The 19,201-nt window shown below is 39.1% G+C and carries 17 protein-coding genes; all 17 read left to right on the forward strand.

What is annotated here, in order from left to right; genetic code table 11:
* The first annotated feature begins 11 nt into the window (after positions 1 to 11).
* Positions 12 to 1,139 (forward strand): polysaccharide export protein, encoded by a 1,128-nt coding sequence (locus LZP69_RS08275; protein ID WP_234199785.1) that lies wholly within the window; start codon positions 12 to 14, stop codon positions 1,137 to 1,139.
* Positions 1,140 to 1,168: 29 nt separating this feature from the next.
* The gene (locus LZP69_RS08280) at positions 1,169 to 1,612 is read left to right on the forward strand and encodes a low molecular weight protein-tyrosine-phosphatase (RefSeq protein ID WP_234199786.1); all 444 of its coding nucleotides are present in this window, start codon (positions 1,169 to 1,171) and stop codon (positions 1,610 to 1,612) included.
* 75 nt (positions 1,613 to 1,687) lie between these two features.
* Positions 1,688 to 3,886 (forward strand): polysaccharide biosynthesis tyrosine autokinase, encoded by a 2,199-nt coding sequence (locus LZP69_RS08285; RefSeq protein WP_234199787.1) that lies wholly within the window; start codon positions 1,688 to 1,690, stop codon positions 3,884 to 3,886.
* Between the two features lie 155 nt (positions 3,887 to 4,041).
* The gene (gene tviB, locus LZP69_RS08290) at positions 4,042 to 5,322 is read left to right on the forward strand and encodes a Vi polysaccharide biosynthesis UDP-N-acetylglucosamine C-6 dehydrogenase TviB (protein ID WP_234199789.1); all 1,281 of its coding nucleotides are present in this window, start codon (positions 4,042 to 4,044) and stop codon (positions 5,320 to 5,322) included.
* Positions 5,323 to 5,365: 43 nt separating this feature from the next.
* Entirely contained in the window at positions 5,366 to 5,740 is a 375-nt protein-coding gene (locus LZP69_RS08295) for a four helix bundle protein (RefSeq protein ID WP_234199791.1), read from the forward strand.
* Positions 5,741 to 5,833: 93 nt separating this feature from the next.
* A complete protein-coding gene (locus LZP69_RS08300; RefSeq protein ID WP_234199792.1) occupies positions 5,834 to 6,865 on the forward strand; it encodes an NAD-dependent epimerase/dehydratase family protein in 1,032 nt (343 codons plus the stop codon).
* Positions 6,855 to 8,141, forward strand: a complete 1,287-nt coding sequence (locus LZP69_RS08305; RefSeq protein ID WP_234199793.1) for a flippase — start codon at positions 6,855 to 6,857, stop codon at positions 8,139 to 8,141. Before LZP69_RS08300 ends, LZP69_RS08305 begins: the two co-directional genes overlap by 11 nt.
* Positions 8,122 to 9,144, forward strand: coding sequence for an ATP-grasp domain-containing protein (locus tag LZP69_RS08310; protein WP_234199794.1), 1,023 nt, complete (start codon positions 8,122 to 8,124; stop codon positions 9,142 to 9,144). Before LZP69_RS08305 ends, LZP69_RS08310 begins: the two co-directional genes overlap by 20 nt.
* A gap of 148 nt (positions 9,145 to 9,292) precedes the next feature.
* Positions 9,293 to 10,510 carry an O-antigen polymerase gene (locus tag LZP69_RS08315; protein ID WP_152490613.1) on the forward strand — a complete coding sequence of 406 codons (1,218 nt, stop codon included), beginning with the start codon at positions 9,293 to 9,295 and terminating at the stop codon, positions 10,508 to 10,510.
* A gap of 39 nt (positions 10,511 to 10,549) precedes the next feature.
* Positions 10,550 to 11,692, forward strand: coding sequence for a glycosyltransferase family 4 protein (locus tag LZP69_RS08320; RefSeq protein ID WP_234199795.1), 1,143 nt, complete (start codon positions 10,550 to 10,552; stop codon positions 11,690 to 11,692).
* Positions 11,689 to 12,582, forward strand: a complete 894-nt coding sequence (locus LZP69_RS08325) for a glycosyltransferase family 2 protein (RefSeq protein WP_234199796.1) — start codon at positions 11,689 to 11,691, stop codon at positions 12,580 to 12,582. The genes LZP69_RS08320 and LZP69_RS08325 overlap by 4 nt, the downstream gene beginning before the upstream one ends.
* A gap of 44 nt (positions 12,583 to 12,626) precedes the next feature.
* A complete protein-coding gene (locus LZP69_RS08330; RefSeq protein WP_234199797.1) occupies positions 12,627 to 13,736 on the forward strand; it encodes a glycosyltransferase family 4 protein in 1,110 nt (369 codons plus the stop codon).
* Between the two features lie 10 nt (positions 13,737 to 13,746).
* A complete protein-coding gene (locus LZP69_RS08335) occupies positions 13,747 to 14,580 on the forward strand; it encodes an aldolase/citrate lyase family protein (protein ID WP_234199798.1) in 834 nt (277 codons plus the stop codon).
* The gene (locus LZP69_RS08340; protein ID WP_234199799.1) at positions 14,561 to 15,175 is read left to right on the forward strand and encodes a sugar transferase; all 615 of its coding nucleotides are present in this window, start codon (positions 14,561 to 14,563) and stop codon (positions 15,173 to 15,175) included. Before LZP69_RS08335 ends, LZP69_RS08340 begins: the two co-directional genes overlap by 20 nt.
* Positions 15,168 to 15,800, forward strand: coding sequence for an acetyltransferase (locus tag LZP69_RS08345; protein WP_234199800.1), 633 nt, complete (start codon positions 15,168 to 15,170; stop codon positions 15,798 to 15,800). The genes LZP69_RS08340 and LZP69_RS08345 overlap by 8 nt, the downstream gene beginning before the upstream one ends.
* Positions 15,801 to 15,847: 47 nt before the next feature.
* Positions 15,848 to 17,026 carry a DegT/DnrJ/EryC1/StrS family aminotransferase gene (locus tag LZP69_RS08350; protein ID WP_234199801.1) on the forward strand — a complete coding sequence of 393 codons (1,179 nt, stop codon included), beginning with the start codon at positions 15,848 to 15,850 and terminating at the stop codon, positions 17,024 to 17,026.
* A gap of 127 nt (positions 17,027 to 17,153) precedes the next feature.
* Positions 17,154 to 19,112, forward strand: a complete 1,959-nt coding sequence (locus LZP69_RS08355; RefSeq protein WP_234199802.1) for a polysaccharide biosynthesis protein — start codon at positions 17,154 to 17,156, stop codon at positions 19,110 to 19,112.
* Positions 19,113 to 19,201 lie beyond the last annotated feature (89 nt).

The following is a 19,201-nucleotide window of genomic DNA, read 5'->3' on the forward strand; positions in this document are numbered from 1 at the left end:
TAATCGCTAACATGAAGATAACTAATAAAAAAAGTAAGTTTCTCCTTCCTTTTATCATGCTTTTTTCTCTCTCAGGTTGCGTACTTCCGGGCCAGCATTTTGATGGCGGAAGCGAACTTAAAAACCAGGAGCAGGTCGATAATCAACAAAGCAATGTCGCTGTTTATGGGCTGACACCTCAGCTACTGCGAGAGATGGCGTCTCCCGAGCCAAATGCCTTATCTAATCCTGCGCTAGATGCGCAAATCGCTCAGTACGAATATTTTGTCGGCGCAGCCGATATCCTCAATGTCACCATCTGGGATCATCCAGAGCTAACCATTCCTGCCGGTTCTTACCGTAGTGCCGCAGACTCAGGTAACTGGGTGCGTGCCGATGGGCAAATCTTCTATCCATATATTGGTTTTGTGCATGTCGCAGGTAAGTCTGTGGGCGAAATTCGTCAAGAGATGGCCAGCCGCTTAGCCAAATTTATCGAAAGTCCTCAGGTCGATGTCAACGTCGCCAATTTCCGTTCTCAGAAAACCTATATCACAGGCGAAGTGCTTAAGCCTGGCAGTCAGGCGATCACCAACGTGCCACTAACCTTGCTGGATGCCATTAATCAGGCGGGCGGTTTGCAGGCCGATGCCGACTGGCGCAATGTGGTGTTATCTCGCAATGGCAAAGATGAAATCATCTCCCTCTATGCCTTAATGCAAAAGGGTGACTTAACTCAAAACCGTTTGTTGCAGAGTGGCGACATAGTGCATGTGCCGCGCAATGATGGTCAAAAAGTGTTTGTCATGGGTGAAGTGCTGCAGCCTAAGACAGTAAAAATTGATCGCGCCGGCATGAGCCTAACCGAAGCCTTAAGCGAAGCGGGCGGTTTGAACCAGCTGACAGCCAATGCCACAGGTGTGTTTGTTATCCGTAGTAACCACGATGATAGTGACACGCTAGCAAACGTCTATCAGCTCGATATGACAGATCCTACGTCGATGATTTTGGGGACAGATTTTGAAATCCAGCCCTATGACATAGTCTATGTCACCGCCGCGCCTATCAGCCGTTGGGACAGAGTGGTGCGTCAGTTAGTACCGACTATCGCGGGGGTCAGCAATATCACCGAGACCATTACACGAGTTCGGGCTTGGTAAGGGAGTTAGGTAAAGGAGTTAGCTAAGGCATGTTTGAAAAGATTTTAGTGGTCTGTGTCGGCAATATCTGCCGTTCGCCAACGGCGGAATATAGGCTCAAAGCCTTACTGCCAAATAAGCAGGTTTCATCAGCTGGCATCAGTGCGCTGGTGGACAAAGGGGCGGATAGCACAGCCACAGAAGTTGCGGCGCAGCATGGACTTGATTTACAAGCCCATAGGGCCAGGCAACTGACCGCAGACTTATGTCACCAGGCCGATCTCATTTTAGTGATGGAGCAAGGACACATCAACGCGGTGACTAAACTGGCCCCTGAAGCGCGCGGCAAAACCATGCTGCTGGGGCGCTGGTTAAATACTGAAAGTGGCTTGCAAGATATTCCCGATCCATACCGGCAAAGTAAAGAAGCCTTTGAGCATGTATACAGCCTAATCGATGCCGCTGCCGAGGCCTGGGCAGTTAAATTGGCTTAAAGGTGTTTTAGCTGTAAAGACAGTAATTTTTCAACGCCGCGTATCAGATAAATTATTTAGGAAACCTAGGTGACAATGAGCAGTATCAAAAACATCACAATGACCAATAGCCGTCAGCCTCAAGTACCAGATGTTATCGAACTCAGTAAATTCGTGGGCACCTTGCTCGATGCGCGCTGGTTTATTATTTGTCTTACCCTGTTATTTGCCATATTTGGCGCGGCTTATGCGTTGCTCGCAACGCCGGTTTACAAAGCTGATGCGCTACTGCAGATTGAGTCAAAAAACTCTGGCGGGATTGGCTCTCTAGTTGGAGACATGGGGGAAATTTTCTCCCAAGAATCTTCTGCTACAACTGAGATTGAGATCATCAAATCGCGCATGATCTTAGGTGATACGGTTGATAAATTTAACTTAACCACTGTCGTTACACCTGACTATATCCCTTTTGTCGGCAAAGGCTTGGCGCGTTTATCGGGTGAAGTTAATCAGATTGTGGTCAGCCGTTTTGTAATGCCTGATTTTGCAATGGGCGTAAAGCATCGTTTAGTGGTGGTAGATTCTAAGAAGCAAACTTATCAGTTACTTAGTGAAGATGACAAAGTTGTTTTGGTAGGCGAAGCCGGTACGTTAGCTAAGAACAACGGCTATGAACTATTTATTACTGCAATTCATGCAGAGAATGGTCAACAATTTAATATTGCTAAACGTAGCCGTTTGGACGCGATTGAGTGGCTTAAGGGAAGCCTGTCAATTAGCGAGCGTGGTAAGCAAACGGGGATATTACAACTGAGTTTTATGGGTGAAGACCCTAGCCAGATCACTGATATTCTCAATCACATTAGCCAAACGTACTTTCTGCAGAATGTAGAACGACAATCGGCCGAAGCAGAAAAAAGTCTGGTTTTTCTGAAAGAGCGTTTGCCTGACATCAAGAACAGCTTAACAACAGCAGAAGACGTGCTTAATCAATATCGTCAGGTGAATGAATCGGTTGACTTAGGCTTAGAAGCGCAGTCGACGCTGAAAGTGATGGTTGAGCTTGAAGCGCAGCTGAATGAACTGACATTCAAAGAGAGTGACATTAACCAGCGATTTACCAAAGACCACCCAGCTTACAAATCTTTACTCGATAAACGTGTAACCCTGTTAAACGAAAAAGAACGTTTAAACAAACAAATTCAAAAGCTGCCAAAAACTCAGCGCGAAGTGCTGCGTATGACGCGTGATGTTGAAGTGAACCAGCAAATTTATATTCAACTGCTAAATAAAGTGCAGGAGTTGAGCATTATTAAAGCGGGTACTGTGGGTAATGTGCGTATACTCGATGAAGCTCAGGCCTATACAAATGCAGTTAAACCGAAAAAGCCCTTAATCCTAGTGCTTGCAGTGTTACTCGGTGGAATGGTTGCCGTGGCCCTCGTCTTGGTCAATAAAGCCTTTCACAAAGGGGTCGAAAACCCAGATCAAATTGAAGAGCTAGGCATTCCTGTTTACGCCAGCATTCCTTTATCAAGCTGGCAGAATCAGCTTGAGAATAAACTCAAACGGATTAAAAACCGTTCTAACATTACGATTAAAGATACCTTGCTTGCCGAGTCAAACCCGGCCGACTTGTCGATCGAGGCATTGCGTGGCCTACGTACCAGCATGCACTTTGCCATGCTGGAAGCGAAAAATAATATTGTGATGATCACAGGCCCTTCACCCAGCATAGGTAAGTCGTTTGTGACCGCTAATTTAGGTGGTGTGATTGCCAAAGCAGGTCAAAAAGTGCTGATTGTCGATGCCGATATGCGTAAAGGTTATTTACAGCGCCACTTTGGTTTGCAATATGAGAATGGCCTGTCTGATCTGCTGGTGGGTAATGCAACCGCCGAGCAAGTGATTAAGCCCACAGGCGTCGATAAACTGGATATGATCACCCGTGGTATTGTACCGCCAAACCCCTCAGAGCTTCTGATGCACCCAAGATTCAGTGAGCTTTTAACCTGGGCATCCGAGCACTATGACTTAGTGCTTATCGATACGCCGCCCGTATTAGCCGTTACTGACCCAAGCATTGTTGGTTCTCTTGCGGGTACCACCTTAATGGTGGGACGCTTTGAAGTTAGCACAGCCAAAGAGATTGATATTGCGCGCCACCGTTTTGAAATGGCCGGTATCGAAGTCAAAGGCTTTATTCTTAATGCAGTCGAGAAGAAAGCCAGCAGTACCTATGGCTATGGGTATTACAACTACAGCTATCAGAGCGATAAAAACGATAAGAGTTAAAATAAGAAAGTGTATTAAAACTGCCGTACCTCGTACTTTTACAAGTATCAAGAATTTCTCAAGGATGCCTTGAGTGCCCTTCGTCTATCTACGCCCTTGGTTTGCCTAACCATGCCCAGGGGCGGTCTAAAATCTAAACTTGCTAGGATTTAAAAATGAACTTTTCATTAGAAAACGCCAGAGTTGGCATCATTGGCTTAGGTTACGTTGGTTTACCACTTGCAGTGGAATTTGGCAAAAAGTCACCAACTATCGGTTTTGATATTAACCAGTCACGTATTGATGAACTCTCTGCCGGGCGCGATAGCACATTAGAGTGCAGCGATAATGAATTAGCAGAAGCAAAATACCTTTCTTACACTTCCTCTCTTCAACAACTCAAAGAGTGCAATGTTTACATTGTTACCGTTCCTACTCCAATTGACGAACACAAACAACCGGATTTAACGCCTCTTATTAAAGCTTCAGAAGCGTTGGGTACAGTAGTAAATCAGGGCGATATCATCGTTTATGAATCAACCGTATACCCTGGTGCAACAGAAGAAGATTGCATTCCAGTTGTTGAGCGTGTATCTGGCCTTAAGTTTAACCAAGACTTTTTCGCAGGTTACTCGCCAGAACGAATCAACCCAGGTGATAAAGAGCACCGTGTAACCAACATCCTTAAAGTAACCAGTGGCTCAACGCCGGAAGTGGCGGAATTTGTCGACCAACTTTACAAAACAATTATCACTGCGGGTACACACAAAGCGTCATCAATTAAAGTAGCCGAAGCTGCAAAAGTCATCGAAAATACTCAGCGTGATATAAACATTGCATTAATCAACGAGCTCTCAATCATCTTCAACAAGCTTGGTATCGATACGTTAGAAGTACTGGAAGCGGCAGGCACTAAATGGAACTTTTTACCATTTCGTCCAGGCCTGGTAGGCGGCCACTGTATTGGTGTTGACCCTTACTACCTAACGCATAAAGCACAAGCGGTAGGCTACCACCCTGAAATGATTTTGGCAGGTCGTCGCTTAAACGATGGCATGGGCCAATACGTTGTTTCTCAGCTAGTGAAAAAAATGCTGAAAAAACGTATTCACGTAGAAGGCGCGAACGTACTCGTTATGGGTTTAACATTTAAAGAAAACTGCCCAGACCTTCGCAACACCAAAGTGGTTGATATTATCTCTGATCTAAAAGAGTACAACATCAACGTCGATGTTATGGACCCTTGGTGTTCAAATGATGAAGCGCAGCATGAATATGGCTTAACACTTTGCGAAAAAGAAAAGCAAGGCCATTACGATGCGATCATCATGGCGGTATCTCACAACGAATTTAAAGAAATGGGAGTCGAAAAGATTCGTGCTTTGGGCAAGGCTGAACACGTACTGTACGACCTAAAATACGTTCTAGACAAAGAAAGCGTGGATATGCGTTTGTAAGGAAGGTCCTAGGGCCTAGAAGCTATAACCTCAGAGTCGAGCCATGAAATTCGAGCAATTAGATGTTTGGAAGCGTTCATCACGTTTGGCGAGTAACGTCTATAAACTCATGCGAGATTGCCAAGATTATGGCTTTAAAGATCAAATAACGCGATCAGCTTTATCTGTTCCCTCTAATATCGCAGAAGGTCTTGAAAGAGAAACTGCGAAAGAAGAATCAAGGTTTCTCTATTACGCAAAAGGCTCGTTAGGTGAATTCCTTACGCAAACCTATATTGGCATCGATATAGGTTACATCGATAAAGAAAGTGGCTTATTCATTGTTGCAGAATGCAAAGAGATAGCAGCAATGATTGCCGCTTTGATTAAAATCCGGAAAGGTTTTGTTAGGGAAGAAAAGGGAGATTATGTTTCCTAGACCCTAGACCCTAGACCCTAGACCCTAGACCCTAGACCCTAGACCCTAGACCCTAGACCCTAGACCCTAGACCTTCCCCACACGGAAACCACAATGACCAAATACGAACAAATCCAACAAGAGCTAGTTGAATCACCAAAGACATGGTTAGTAACGGGGGTTGCGGGCTTTATTGGCTCAAACCTACTTGAACAACTACTTAAGCTTGATCAAACCGTTGTGGGTTTAGATAACTTCGCGACAGGCCATCAACACAACTTAGATGAAGTAAAAAGCTTAGTCAGCGAAGCCCAGTGGGATCGTTTTACTTTTATTGAAGGAGACATCCGCGATCCAAAAACATGCCCAAAAGCCGTCAAAGGTGTTGACTACGTATTACACCAAGCTGCACTAGGTTCTGTGCCTCGCTCTATCGCTGACCCACTAACGACCAACGCTGCGAATATCACCGGCTTTTTAAATATGTTGGATGCAGCCAAAGAAGAAGGGGTAAGCAGTTTTACTTATGCTGCGAGCAGCTCAACATACGGTGACCACCCAGCATTACCAAAGGTAGAAGAGAATATTGGTAACCCACTTTCTCCTTATGCTGTCACGAAATACGTAAATGAGTTGTATGCCGGCGTATATGCACGCACTTACGGTTTCAAGACCATTGGCCTGCGTTATTTCAATGTGTTTGGTCGCAGACAAGATCCAAATGGCGCTTACGCTGCGGTAATTCCAAAATGGACGGCAGCAATGATCAATGGTGAAGATGTCTACATTAATGGTGATGGCGAAACAAGCCGAGATTTTTGTTACATCGACAATGTAGTGCAAATGAATCTCTTAGCGGCAACTGCAGATGAAAGAGCAAAAGACGAAGTCTATAACGTCGCCGTTGGTGACCGAACTACGTTGAATGATCTGTACTACGCAATTAAAAGTGCATTAAACAAGAATGGTGTAAAGGTAGAAGCCGAGCCTAAATATCGTGATTTTCGTGCGGGTGATGTTAGGCATTCTCAAGCAAATATAAATAAGGCAGAGATCAAGTTAGAATACAGACCGGAATTTTCTATAAAAAGAGGTCTTAAATATGCACTACCATGGTATGTTGGTACTGTAGAACATGAAGGTTAATAATCGATTTTTGAAGAGTAACCATATTTCTAACTCAGATAGAAAAAGCTTAGTCACTAATTTTGGTTATTTATTGTTTTTAAGAGTTGTTAGCTACATATTTCCACTAATAACAATCCCTTATCTAGCCAGAGTTATAGGTGTTGAAGGGTTTGGTAAAATAGCATTTTCCGCTGCAATTATAGTGTGGTTTCAAACTATATCTGATTGGGGGTTTAATTTTACAGGTGCGCGAGATATTGCAAGAAATAAAGACGATGTAAATAAAATGTCAGAAATATTTTCATCCATATTATGGGCACGGTGTTTACTTGCTATAGTATCGTTTATGATTCTATTTCTGATGATAGAAACTGTGAGCTACTTTTCTGATTACAAGTTAATCTTACTACTTACATTCCTTGTTATTCCTGGAAATATACTATTTCCTGAGTGGTTTTTTCAAGCTGTGGAAGATATGAAATATATTACGTATCTTTCATTTATATCTAAGGTTATTTTTACTTTACTAATTTTTATATTTGTAACTAATAAAGAGGATTATATTTACCAGCCATTATTTTTTGGAGTTGGATATATTTTTGTTGGGATTTTCTCAATGATAATAATTATTAGAAAATATAAGTTGAAAATATTGAGGCCTCGATATTCAAGAGTAATAAAGTCCATCTCAGATAGTAAAGATGTATTTATAAATAATATAGTGCCAAATCTATATAACAGTTTTTCTCATGTTCTGTTAGGATTTTATGGTGGAAATAGTTCTAATGGTATATTAGATGCCGGAATGAAAGTGCCTAATATTGTGCAAATTTTTGTTAATATGATATCTAGAGTTTTCTTTCCTTACTTATCTAGAAGGATTGATGGGCATGAATTATATGAAAAAATCAATTTGATAATTTCTTTTATACTGTCTTTAACATTGTATTTATTAGCTGAGGCTATTGTCGGAATATTGTTTACATCAGAGTTTTATGAAGCCAAAATTATTATAGAAATAATGTCTATATCCCTATTTTTTCTAACAATGAATAGTGTGTATGGTACAAATTATTTAATAATTATTGGTAGGGATAAGCTTTTAAGAAATATTACATTCTTTGTCTCGGCTTTCGGGTTTTGTATTTCTTTTCCATTAGTTTTTGCATATGACTATATTGGAGCTGCTATTACGATTGCACTTACCAGAAGTATGCTTGGCTTAACTGTTATGATTTATGCTAAAAAAATCAAAGGAAAAATGGAGGTTTTAAATGTTAATTGCAATTCATAAACGTGCTGGTAGTTTTTCTGAACGTTGGATTGAATATTGTAAAAAAAACAACTTGAATTATATTGAAGTTAACGCATATGACAATGGAATAGTTAAAAAGTTAAATGGAGTAGACGTTTTTATGTGGCACCATAATAATGATGACTCTCGAGATACTAACTTTGCTAACGAATTGTTATTCTCTCTAAGTTTATCTGGGATAAAAACATTCCCCAATATAAATACGACATGGCATTTTGATGACAAAGTAGCTCAAAAATATTTACTTGAATCGATAGGAGCACCTCTAGTACCTAGTTATGTATTTTATACAAAAAAAGACGCTATAGAATGGATAGAAGATGCTGATTTTCCGTTGGTTTTTAAATTACGAGGTGGTTCTGGAAGTGCTAATGTAAAATTAGTTAGAACTAAAAATGAAGCTGAGAAACTTATCTCAAAGTCCTTTGGAAGAGGATTTTCTCAGTTTGACAGAATGACCCATTTTAAATATAGGCTAGGGAATTTTAAGAGTGGTAAAGAAGGTGTTTCAGCTGTTTTTAAAGGTTTAGTACGATTATTTATTGGAAAAAATTACTCGAACTCTAGACCTAGAGATAAAGGGTATATTTACTTTCAAGAGTTTCTACCGGGTAATGAATTTGACACTCGAGTCATTGTTATAGGAGATAAAGCTTTTGCAATTAAAAGAAGCGTTAGAGAGAATGATTTTAGAGCTTCCGGTAGTGGTATAATTAGTTACGAGAGATTTGATATAGATGAAAAGTTAATTAATATCGCTTTTGAGGTTAGTGAAAAATTAAATTCACAGTCATTGGCTTATGATTTTGTGTATGATCAAGAAGGAAATCCAAAAATTATCGAGATTAGTTATGGTTTTCATGTAAGTTCTTATGATAAGTGTCCAGGCTATTGGGATAGTAAAATGAACTGGCATGAAGGGTTTTTTAATCCACAAGAGTTCATAATATCGAATATTATTAAAGAAAATCACGAAAGTTAATACAATGCTAAAAATAGTTATACTATTATGTGTTATTTCTATCTCATTTTCTATATATGTAATTGATAGCTATAAATACAATTTTCTAATTATATTACCTTTGTCTTTTTTAACAGTGACATTAATCTATAATCGAGTGTATTATAGATTGAGAAACAGTGTTGTATTTAAATTAGTAGTCTTTCAAGCTATTATAAGATATTCACTTATCCCTATTTTTATCATTCATGATCAATACTTAAAAGTAGGGTTTGAGTCACGTTACACAAATATAGCAATTATAGTTAGTGTTTTGGAAATTGTATCAATATTTTTAATTTTTGAGATTTTTTCTAAGAAACAAGAGTCTGTTATAAGACGGGTGAATAGAACGATACAGCCAGTCGAAAATTATACTATAGTATCATTCTTGTTACTGGTAATATTTTGTTATCTATATTATACCGGTTCATTTGAGGTTGTGAATTTTATTTGGAACTTGGGAGATTATGTAAGCAAGTATGTTACCGGCGAAGATGAAATTAATAGCAATAAATTTGGGGCTGTACTATTAACTCCTTTTAAAATAATATTATCACTATTAGCAATAAGTATAATATATAATTCAAGTAAGGTAATAAATAAATCTTACTATTACTTACTAGTTGTGTTTTTTTCGAGTTTATTTATAGTAGGGACTAGCAGGTTTAGTGTAGTCTTGTTCTCGCTTCCATTAGTGGTATTAATCTCGCAAATGGTCGAGCCTAAAGATATTAGGAAAATATTGATTTTTACTTTGTTTATTTTTGTGTTCATGATCGTTATAACAACTCTAGCAAAGTTTTCAAAATACGGTAATACGTTAACACTAAACTCAATAGTAACTGCTTCAACATTAAACGCGTATTTTTCTGGTGTCGGTAATGTTTCGTTAGGGTTTGAGGCTTATGATGAATTAACTATAGATGATTCTATACTGTATCTCGTCAATGATACATTTCAGAATATACCTATATTATCAAAGTTAACCTATGACAATTATAAAGGGACAATTAAATTCAATGAATTTATTTACCAGCATAGAGACTATGCAGACCAAATAATTCCACTTTCTATAAGTGGTTTATTCCATTTTGGGTATATAGGATTATTTTTTTACTCTTCTTTTTTTGTCACGATAGCTCTTTATTTTGAGCGCTGCGCATTAAAAATTAACTATATAGGTTACAAGTATATCTATATTAGTCTTGCAAGTACTTTCTCATTAGTGTTTATGTTAAATATAGGTAGCTTTTACGCATATATATCAAGAACAATATTGTTTGTATTTGTTCCAATCTTAATAATTAAATTGTTAGCTAGGTTTTTATTTAAGGCTTTTAAATGACAGGCAGAAAAGTTTTTCTTTACAATAAATGGCGTTCTTATGTATAGATTTTTGTTCGTAGATAGTAATGTCAACTATGGTGGCTCTTTAAAGGGTACAATCAATCTTTTGAGTTCTCTTTCACAGAAAGGTTATCTATGCAAGGCATGTGATTTTTTTGGTATAAATGATAAATATCTTAAAGAACTTGAAAGTAATGATATTTCATATACGGTTTTACTTCAAGATAGTCGTAATTATATACTAGGCAAAGGAGGAGTAATTAAAAGATTTTTTAAATTTATATCCCATCTTCCAGATCAAGTGAAAGTAATATTAGGAATAAGACGGCTGATTAAATCTGAAAACTATGATTATGTTTTAGTGAATAACAAAAAAACCTTATTACCTGTGGCAATAGCATCAATAGGAACAAAGGCAAAAATAATTATATATCATAGAGTTTGGGTTCAAGAACATGATATTGACTTGTTGTATTTACTTTTAATGAGATTTTTTTGTGAAAATATAATTTCTCATGCTCAGGATAGTGTTAAAACATTATCAAAATTATTCCCCCAAAAAAAAGTAAGTTATATTCCAAACGCGGTTGAGTTAGAAATAGAACCAGTACATAAAAAAAATGATATCTTTACTATAATTCTTCCTGCATCCAGGCCTACTAAACTGAAAGGTTATGACTGTGCAATAAAAGCTATTAAAGATTATTCACAGAGATATGGGCGAGATATAAAGCTAATATTAACGGGAGATGTACCAATAGGTCATACCAGTGACTTCTATGAAGAGTTAAAAAATTTAATAAAAATTTACGAGATTGAAGATCTTATAGAGTTTACTGGATGGCGGAACGACATACTAGATATGATAAACTCATCAGATTTAATGATTCTTCCTACACATACCGAAGGTTTTCCTCGAGTTATTATTGAGAGTATGCTTTTAAAAACACCTGTTATATCAACACCTGTAGGTGGAATACCAGATGCATTAGTAAATGGTATTACAGGATATTTAGTCGATGTTGATGATTATGAGCTTTTATCGGAGTGCATATTTAAAGTTAAAAATAATCGAGAAGATGCTTTAGATATCATAGAAAATGCATATCAATTTTCAAAAAATAAATTTACCTTAGAAAAACAAGTTACTTCATTTATAAACGCATTGGAGAAAGCATGATTACGATTGGATTGCCGGTATATAACAATGAAGAGGATTTACTTGATACATTAAGGTCCATATTTTCACAGACTTACGAAGATTGGAGGCTTATTGCTGTTGATGATGGTTCACAAGATAGCTCCTTAGATATTCTTATGAGTATCAATGACCCTAGGGTTAAGGTTTATCATGATGGAGAGAACAAAAAACTTGCGCATAGATTAAATGAAATAAATGAAAGAGCGCAAACAGAATACATCGTAAGAATGGATAGTGGAGATATGTGCTCCCCAATAAGAATAGATAGGCAATTGAGTTTTATCAGAGAGTATGGCTTTAATATTGTTTCTTCTGAAATGGCAGTTATCGATTCTAATAATAGAGTCTTAAATTTTAGAAGGGCACCGAATCACGAAATAACTTTGAAAAATTACTTGAAGTATGGAAGTACAATAGGGCACCCGACAATTATAACCAAATCTTCATGGTCTAAGAATAATATCTATTCCACAAGAAACAGAAGAACAGAAGATTATGAGTTGTGGGTAAGAGCTATATCGTCTGGTGAATTATCTGAACGAGACCACGCGAGATTATCTGAACCATTGTATTTTTATCGAGATGACGCAAACGTAAGCACACATCAAATTGATATTAGTTTCAAAGAAAGGAATGAAATAATCTCTACTTATGGTGCTAAAGTGTTCTCAAAAAATGAATTAAATAAAATACTTTATAAAAATAAGATAAAGAAAATAGCCTTAAAAGCTGTATCAAACTTAAATATGTATGGGAAGCTAAAAACTAGCATGCTTAAAGATGGTGAAAAAGAACATGAAAAAAAAATAATTGTCCAAAATGAGATGGATAGTATTCTTAAAACTAAAGTTCCTGGAATAGACTCATAAATTGTATGACAAATTATTGTATTGTAACAACAGTTGATATGACAATGTCTGCGTTTGTTATTGAAGCAGCTAGGTTTCATAAAAAAAATGGCTTTAATATTACTTTAATATGTAATATGTCCGATGATTTTTACTCTCATTATAGAGATGAATTTAATTGTATCAATATAGGTATGAATCGCGGTTCTTCAGTTTTAGATATTTTTAAAAACACATACGAATTATATAAAATATTTAAAAAGCAGAAGTTTGATATGGTTCAATATGCAACGCCAAATGCTGCATTTTATGCCTCCATAGCTAGCTATTTAGCTCTTGTTCCGAAAAGGTTATATTGCCAATGGGGAATTAGATACGTTGGCTTTGATGAAGGAATGAAAAGAAAGGTATTTAAGTTTATTGAGTTCGTTACTTGTTCTTTATCTACAGACATACGGCCTGCCAGTGAAAAAAATAGACAGTTTTCAATATCAGAAAAATTATATAAGAAAGAGAAAAGTGGTGTCGTGGGGAAAGGGGGAACAATAGGTGTAGACTTGGGAAAATACAACATAGAAATGAAAGAATCTCATAGAGCGTCGTTTTATAAAAATTATAGAATAAATAAGGGTGACTTTATTTTTGGCTATGTAGGTAGCTTGCGAGGAGATAAAGGTACCAACGAGCTAATTGAAGCTTTTAAAAAAATTTCTAGTTTATATGACAATGTAAAGTTAGTGCTAGTTGGTAGCACTTTCGATGGAGATCCTATACAACAAGATTTATTACATTGGGCTAAGTCATCAAACAAAGTGATCTTTACCGGAAGGCAAAATAATACATCACTTTTCATTTCTAGTTTTAGTGTTCATGTACATCCTTCTTACCGAGAAGGATTTAGTATGGTGCTTCAAGAAGCTATGGCTCTTAAAATACCAGTTATAACAACAGATATACCTGGTCCTTCAGAAGTAGTCGTAAAAGATATATCTGGGCTATTAGTAGCTCCTCGAGATTCAGTACAACTTAGAATCGCTATGGAAACTCTGTATCTAGATAGTGAAATGAGAAGTGTTTTATCAGAAAATGGTTTTAAACGATGTGTTAAGTATTTCGGTAGAGAAAAAATGCTTCGATTAACTCATGAAGATCGATTAAAAATTATCGCGTCATAAAGGTATTACTATGCAATTAATGATTCTTACTAATGAACCTAAGTTTGCACTTGAAGCTGAATTGGCTGGTGTAAATAGAATATTTGTTGATCTAGAGTATTTAAATAAAGCCGAAAGACAACGAGGTCTAAACACCGTCCTATCTAATCATACTATTGAAGATGTAAAGTTAGTACGCTCTGTATTACGAAACTCTCATCTACTTGTTAGAATTAACCCTATTAATCCCACATCTAAAAATGAAATCGACAGCGTGATTGAAAATGGTGCCGATATTATTATGTTGCCTATGGCGTTTGATGCTAACGACGCTAGAGATTTTGTAGAAATGGTTAATGGGCGAGCGAAAACAATTGTAATGATTGAAACCGCCCAAGCCTTATCGCGAATCGATGATCTAATTTCTGTAGAAGGAATTGATGAATTTTTTATTGGATTGAACGATTTAAAAATTAGTTTAGGTCTAAACTTTATGTTCGAAGTTCTCTCCGGAGGACTTGTAGAATATATGGTAGAAAAGATTCAAAACGCAGGCGGCACTGTTGGCTTTGGTGGTATCGCTAAACTAGGTGAAGGAGATCTTCCTGCCGAATTAATACTTTCAGAACATGTTCGCCTAAACTCTAATTCAGTTATTTTATCAAGAACATTTAAAAATGATCCCGCAGTATCAAGTTCCTCCAAAAAAATTGATTTGAAGTTGGAAGTATCTAAATTGAAGGATAAGGAAAGCAAGCTGAAGTTGCTGTCTAACAAGGAACTAGTTGAAAATAAAATAAAGCTAAAAGATATTGTGAATGACATTTCTGACAGGATTCAAAATAATGTTAAAAAGACTATTTGATTTCTTTGTTTCATTTATTTCTTTAATCATTTTTGCTCCAATAATGGTGCTGGTCGCCTGGAAAATCCGTAAAAACCTTGGCTCACCGGTGTTATTTCATCAAACTCGCCCGGGTTTAAACGGTAAGCCATTTGAAATGGTTAAGTTTCGTACCATGAAAGACGCGGTCGATTCACAAGGGAATCCACTACCAGACTCTGAACGTATGACACCTTTTGGTGACAAGTTGAGAAACTCAAGCCTAGATGAGCTTCCGGAGTTATGGAACGTGTTGAAAGGCGAGATGAGCTTAGTGGGGCCTCGTCCTTTATTAATGCAGTACTTACCGCTTTATAGTAATGAGCAAGCAAGACGTCACGAAGTAAGGCCTGGCGTAACGGGCTGGGCGCAAATTAACGGTCGTAATGCGATTAGCTGGGAAGATAAGTTCAATCTAGATGTTTGGTATGTCGATAAGCGCAGTTTTTGGTTAGACATCAAGATTCTGTTCTTAACCGTTAAAAAAGTCTTCGTAAAAGAGGGAATCTCAGCTGATGGTCACGTCACGATAGAGCCCTTTACTGGCCAAGCAAGGCAAGGCGGAGTAAATGACTAAAATCTGTGCAATTTTAGGTGCAAGTGGTCATGGTAAAGTCGTCGCTGAAATTGCTGAACTAAACGGTTATATAGACATTGAATTCTTTGACGATCGCTGGCCAGAGCTACAAAGCGTAGAGCACTGGTCAGTCAAAGGTAATTCTGAATCATTGCTTGCGACGGCATCGAGTTTTGACCTCACTGTTATTGCTATTGGTAATAACAACGTGAGGTTAGAAAAGCAGACACAGTTAATCTCAGTTGGTGCATGTTTTTCTCCACTTGTACATCCTAGTGCAACGGTTAGCCAGTATGCTGAATTGGGCGTTGGTACGGTTGTAATGGCGAATGCGGTTATCAATCCTTTTGCTCAAATAGGCGATGCTTGCATTATCAATACTTCTTCAACGATAGATCATGATTGCAAACTAGCTGATGGTGTTCACGTTAGTCCAGGTAGCAACCTTGCTGGAGGTGTTTCCGTTGGAGAATGCGCGTGGTTAGGCATTGGCAGTCAAGTGAAACAACTTATTTCCATTGGTTCCGGTGCAATGGTGGGTGCCGGAGCCACTGTCGTTGCAAACGTATCTAACTTTCAAACTGTCGTAGGTACGCCTGCGAAGCCTTTAAATAAATCTAAGTAACACTCTTAAAAATAACTATTTAGAATAATCTCTATTCAGGTGACATCGTGCTTAATACTCCATTTTCTCCTTGGCCTTCTTTTACTCAAGAAGAAGCCGATGCAGTTAGTCGTGTGCTGCTGTCAAACAAAGTGAACTACTGGACGGGTAGTGAATGTCGTGAATTTGAAAAAGAATTCGCAGCGTGGGCTGGTTGTGAATATGCGGTTGCGCTGAGCAATGGCACCCTTGCGCTTGATGTGGCGCTTAAGGCGTTAAACGTAGGCGAGGGCGATGAGGTTATTACGACGCCTAGAACGTTTCTTGCTTCTGCGTCTTCTATTGTTACGGCTGGCGCTAACCCTGTGTTCGCGGATGTAGATCTCAACAGCCAAGCCATTACAGCTGAGTCGATTGAAGCTGTGCTGACACCAAAGACTAAAGCTGTCATTGTTGTTCATTTGGCAGGTATGCCGGCAGAAATGGATGCCATCATGGCGCTTGCAGAAAAACATGGTTTTTATGTTATTGAAGATTGTGCTCAAGCACATGGCGCGAAATATAAAGGCCGCAGTGTAGGTACCATCGGTCACATTGGTGCTTGGTCTTTCTGCCAAGATAAGATCATGACAACTGGCGGTGAAGGCGGCATGGTGACCACAAACGATAAAGAGTTGTGGTCGAAGATGTGGTCATACAAAGATCACGGTAAAAACTATGACGCAATTTATAACCGTCAGCACCCACCAGGTTTTCGTTGGTTACATGAAAGCTTTGGCACGAACTGGCGCATGACTGAGCTTCAAGCTGTTCTCGGGCGTATTCAATTGACTCGTATGTCAGAATGGACGGCAAAACGTCAAGCCAATGCGGCACAAATCGATGAAGCGGTTGCAGATCTCAATATCGTTCGTCGTGTTCACGTGCCTGAGCATTCGCAGCACGCAGAATACAAACACTACCTATTTGTTGAGCCTAAACATTTGGCAGAGGGCTGGACGAGAGATCGCATTGTGGAAACCATTGTAGAACGTGGCGTTCCGGCTTATCAGGGGAGCTGTTCTGAGGTGTATTTAGAAAAAGCATTTGATAATACGCCATGGCGACCAGAAAAACGTTTGCCGAATGCGGTGCAGTTAGGTGAAACCAGTTTGATGTTCTTGGTTCATCCGACACTCACCGAAGCGGAAATTACTAAGACTTGTTTAATGTTACGTGAGGTATTACTTGAGGCGCAAGCGCGCTAATCAAGCGACTTATGTAGCATTCAAACCTTCATCCCCTCCAATTGCTGCAAACATTATCCGTTGATTCTCAGAGGGATCTATTCATCGGTTAGGTGATCTAACTTTATAACAATAAGTGACTAATGCTATGGAACGTTTACAATTCATTTGGCAGTTATCTCGCACCAATAAGCGCATCGTGAGTGTGTTGATTGATATAGGCTTTATATTAATTGCATTTCATCTCGCACTCTTGGCACGTCTTGGCAATATCGAGAATTATTCTAACTCTGTAGTTTTGAGTATTTTAGGTGCTGTCGCTATTGTGACCGTAGTGGTATATACACGCCTTGGCTTATATCGAGCGGTGCTTCGCTATCTCACCTTCCAGGCCTTATCTGTGGTCACCATAGGTGCCATGGTCTCGGCACTGTTGCTTGCCGTACTCGGTTTTTATACTGGTAATCCGTTCCCACGCACAGTGCCTTTCATCTATGGGGCATTTTTAATGTTAATGTGTGGTGGCTCTCGCGCCGTTATTCGTTCTCTTTTTGCGCAAACTTATAGTCATAAAAGTAAAGATGTGCTGATTTATGGGGCAGGCAAGGCAGGCAGACAGCTTGCTATGGCACTTCGTAATTCAAAGGAGTATAGAGTACGTGCATTTATCGATTTCGCGCCGAGGTTAATTAATACGTCGATTTTGGGATTGGCGGTGCTCCCTCCGGAACGAGCCTCGATTGCGATCAAAAAACATAATATCTCACAAATTCTGCTTGCTGTGCCAAGTGCTCCGCGCTCACGTCGTAAAGTTATTTTAGACGAACTGTCTAAGTTACATATTGAGATCCGTACTGTGCCTGACATGTACGAGATTTTGTCAGGCAACGCCCAAATTGATCAGCTGAGAGATGTACCGATTGAAGATTTGTTAGGTCGTGATCCAGTTGCAGCAAAGCAGACATTACTTGAAGCGAATATCAAAGATAAAGTCGTCATGGTCACTGGTGCAGGGGGATCGATTGGCTCTGAGTTATGTCGTCAGATTTTGATGCAGCAACCGACCTCGATTGTGTTGTTTGAGCTTTCTGAGTTTGCTTTGTATCAAATCGACAGGGAGCTGAATGATCTGAAGCAAAAGCATGGTTTAAGCTGCGATATCATCCCGCTATTAGGCTCTGTTCAGCGTAGGCAGCGCCTCGAAAAGGCGATGAAAGCGTTCAAGGTACAAACGGTATACCATGCAGCCGCTTATAAGCACGTTCCTTTAGTCGAATATAACGTCGTGGAAGGGGTACGAAATAATGTCTATGGTACTTACTACACGGCACTTGCAGCGATCGAGGCTGGCGTGGAGTCTTTTGTACTTATTTCGACCGATAAGGCCGTGCGTCCAACCAATGTTATGGGGACAACCAAACGTATGGCTGAGCTTGGGCTCCAGGCGCTTGCAGAGCGTGAGAATAAAAAGCCCAATGGCACGCGTTTTTGTATGGTGCGATTTGGTAACGTATTAGGGTCATCGGGTTCTGTGATTCCGCTGTTTAAAAAACAAATCGAACTTGGCGGCCCAGTTACCGTGACACACCCTGAGATAACACGCTTCTTTATGACGATCCCAGAGGCCGCTCAATTAGTCATTCAAGCCGGAGCCATGGGTAAGGGAGGTGATGTGTTCGTTTTAGATATGGGAGAACCGGTGAAAATTACCGATCTTGCTAACAACCTTATCCATCTTTCCGGTCTTGAAGTGAAATCAGAATCTAATCCTCATGGTGATATTGAAATTCTGTTTACAGGTCTCAGACCAGGCGAGAAACTCTATGAGGAATTGTTGATTGGCGATAACGTTAAGAATACCTCCCATGAACGGATCATGACTGCCCATGAGGCATACTTGCCTTTGGAAGAATATGAAACCCTACTAGAAAAACTGGATTTTGCCTGTTTTGGTAAGGATCACGTCAGTATTCGAGAGCTCCTCTTAGATGCCCCAACAGCCTTCAACCCGACCGATGGGATTGGTGATTTAGTTTGGGTACAGTGTCAGAAAGATTGTCAGAAAAATTTAGATGACGTTGATTTAATTATTCCTTCTGTTGCTTAAGCTTTTATTTTCAACTCTTAAACTCCCCTAAGATTTATATCTGTGAAAGTTGTCATCCCTGTTGCGGGTTTTGGGGCTCGCATGCTGAC

The sequence above is a fragment of the Shewanella sp. AS1 genome, from assembly GCF_021412565.1.
Classification (GTDB): Bacteria; Pseudomonadota; Gammaproteobacteria; order Enterobacterales; family Shewanellaceae; genus Shewanella.

Bases quoted from the DNA above. Each gene is read 5' to 3' on its own strand.
- LZP69_RS08325 (WP_234199796.1), top strand. From the start codon at position 11,689: ATGATTACGATTGGATTGCCGGTATATAACAATGAAGAGGATTTACTT.
- LZP69_RS08305 (WP_234199793.1), top strand. From the start codon at position 6,855: ATGAAGGTTAATAATCGATTTTTGAAGAGTAACCATATTTCTAACTCA.
- LZP69_RS08355 (WP_234199802.1), top strand. From the start codon at position 17,154: ATGGAACGTTTACAATTCATTTGGCAGTTATCTCGCACCAATAAGCGC.
- LZP69_RS08285 (WP_234199787.1), top strand. From the start codon at position 1,688: ATGAGCAGTATCAAAAACATCACAATGACCAATAGCCGTCAGCCTCAA.
- tviB (WP_234199789.1), top strand. From the start codon at position 4,042: ATGAACTTTTCATTAGAAAACGCCAGAGTTGGCATCATTGGCTTAGGT.
- LZP69_RS08340 (WP_234199799.1), top strand. From the start codon at position 14,561: ATGTTAAAAAGACTATTTGATTTCTTTGTTTCATTTATTTCTTTAATC.
- LZP69_RS08335 (WP_234199798.1), top strand. From the start codon at position 13,747: ATGCAATTAATGATTCTTACTAATGAACCTAAGTTTGCACTTGAAGCT.
- LZP69_RS08300 (WP_234199792.1), top strand. From the start codon at position 5,834: ATGACCAAATACGAACAAATCCAACAAGAGCTAGTTGAATCACCAAAG.
- LZP69_RS08345 (WP_234199800.1), top strand. From the start codon at position 15,168: ATGACTAAAATCTGTGCAATTTTAGGTGCAAGTGGTCATGGTAAAGTC.
- LZP69_RS08330 (WP_234199797.1), top strand. From the start codon at position 12,627: ATGTCTGCGTTTGTTATTGAAGCAGCTAGGTTTCATAAAAAAAATGGC.
- LZP69_RS08280 (WP_234199786.1), top strand. From the start codon at position 1,169: ATGTTTGAAAAGATTTTAGTGGTCTGTGTCGGCAATATCTGCCGTTCG.
- LZP69_RS08275 (WP_234199785.1), top strand. From the start codon at position 12: ATGAAGATAACTAATAAAAAAAGTAAGTTTCTCCTTCCTTTTATCATG.
- LZP69_RS08310 (WP_234199794.1), top strand. From the start codon at position 8,122: ATGTTAATTGCAATTCATAAACGTGCTGGTAGTTTTTCTGAACGTTGG.
- LZP69_RS08295 (WP_234199791.1), top strand. From the start codon at position 5,366: ATGAAATTCGAGCAATTAGATGTTTGGAAGCGTTCATCACGTTTGGCG.
- LZP69_RS08320 (WP_234199795.1), top strand. From the start codon at position 10,550: ATGTATAGATTTTTGTTCGTAGATAGTAATGTCAACTATGGTGGCTCT.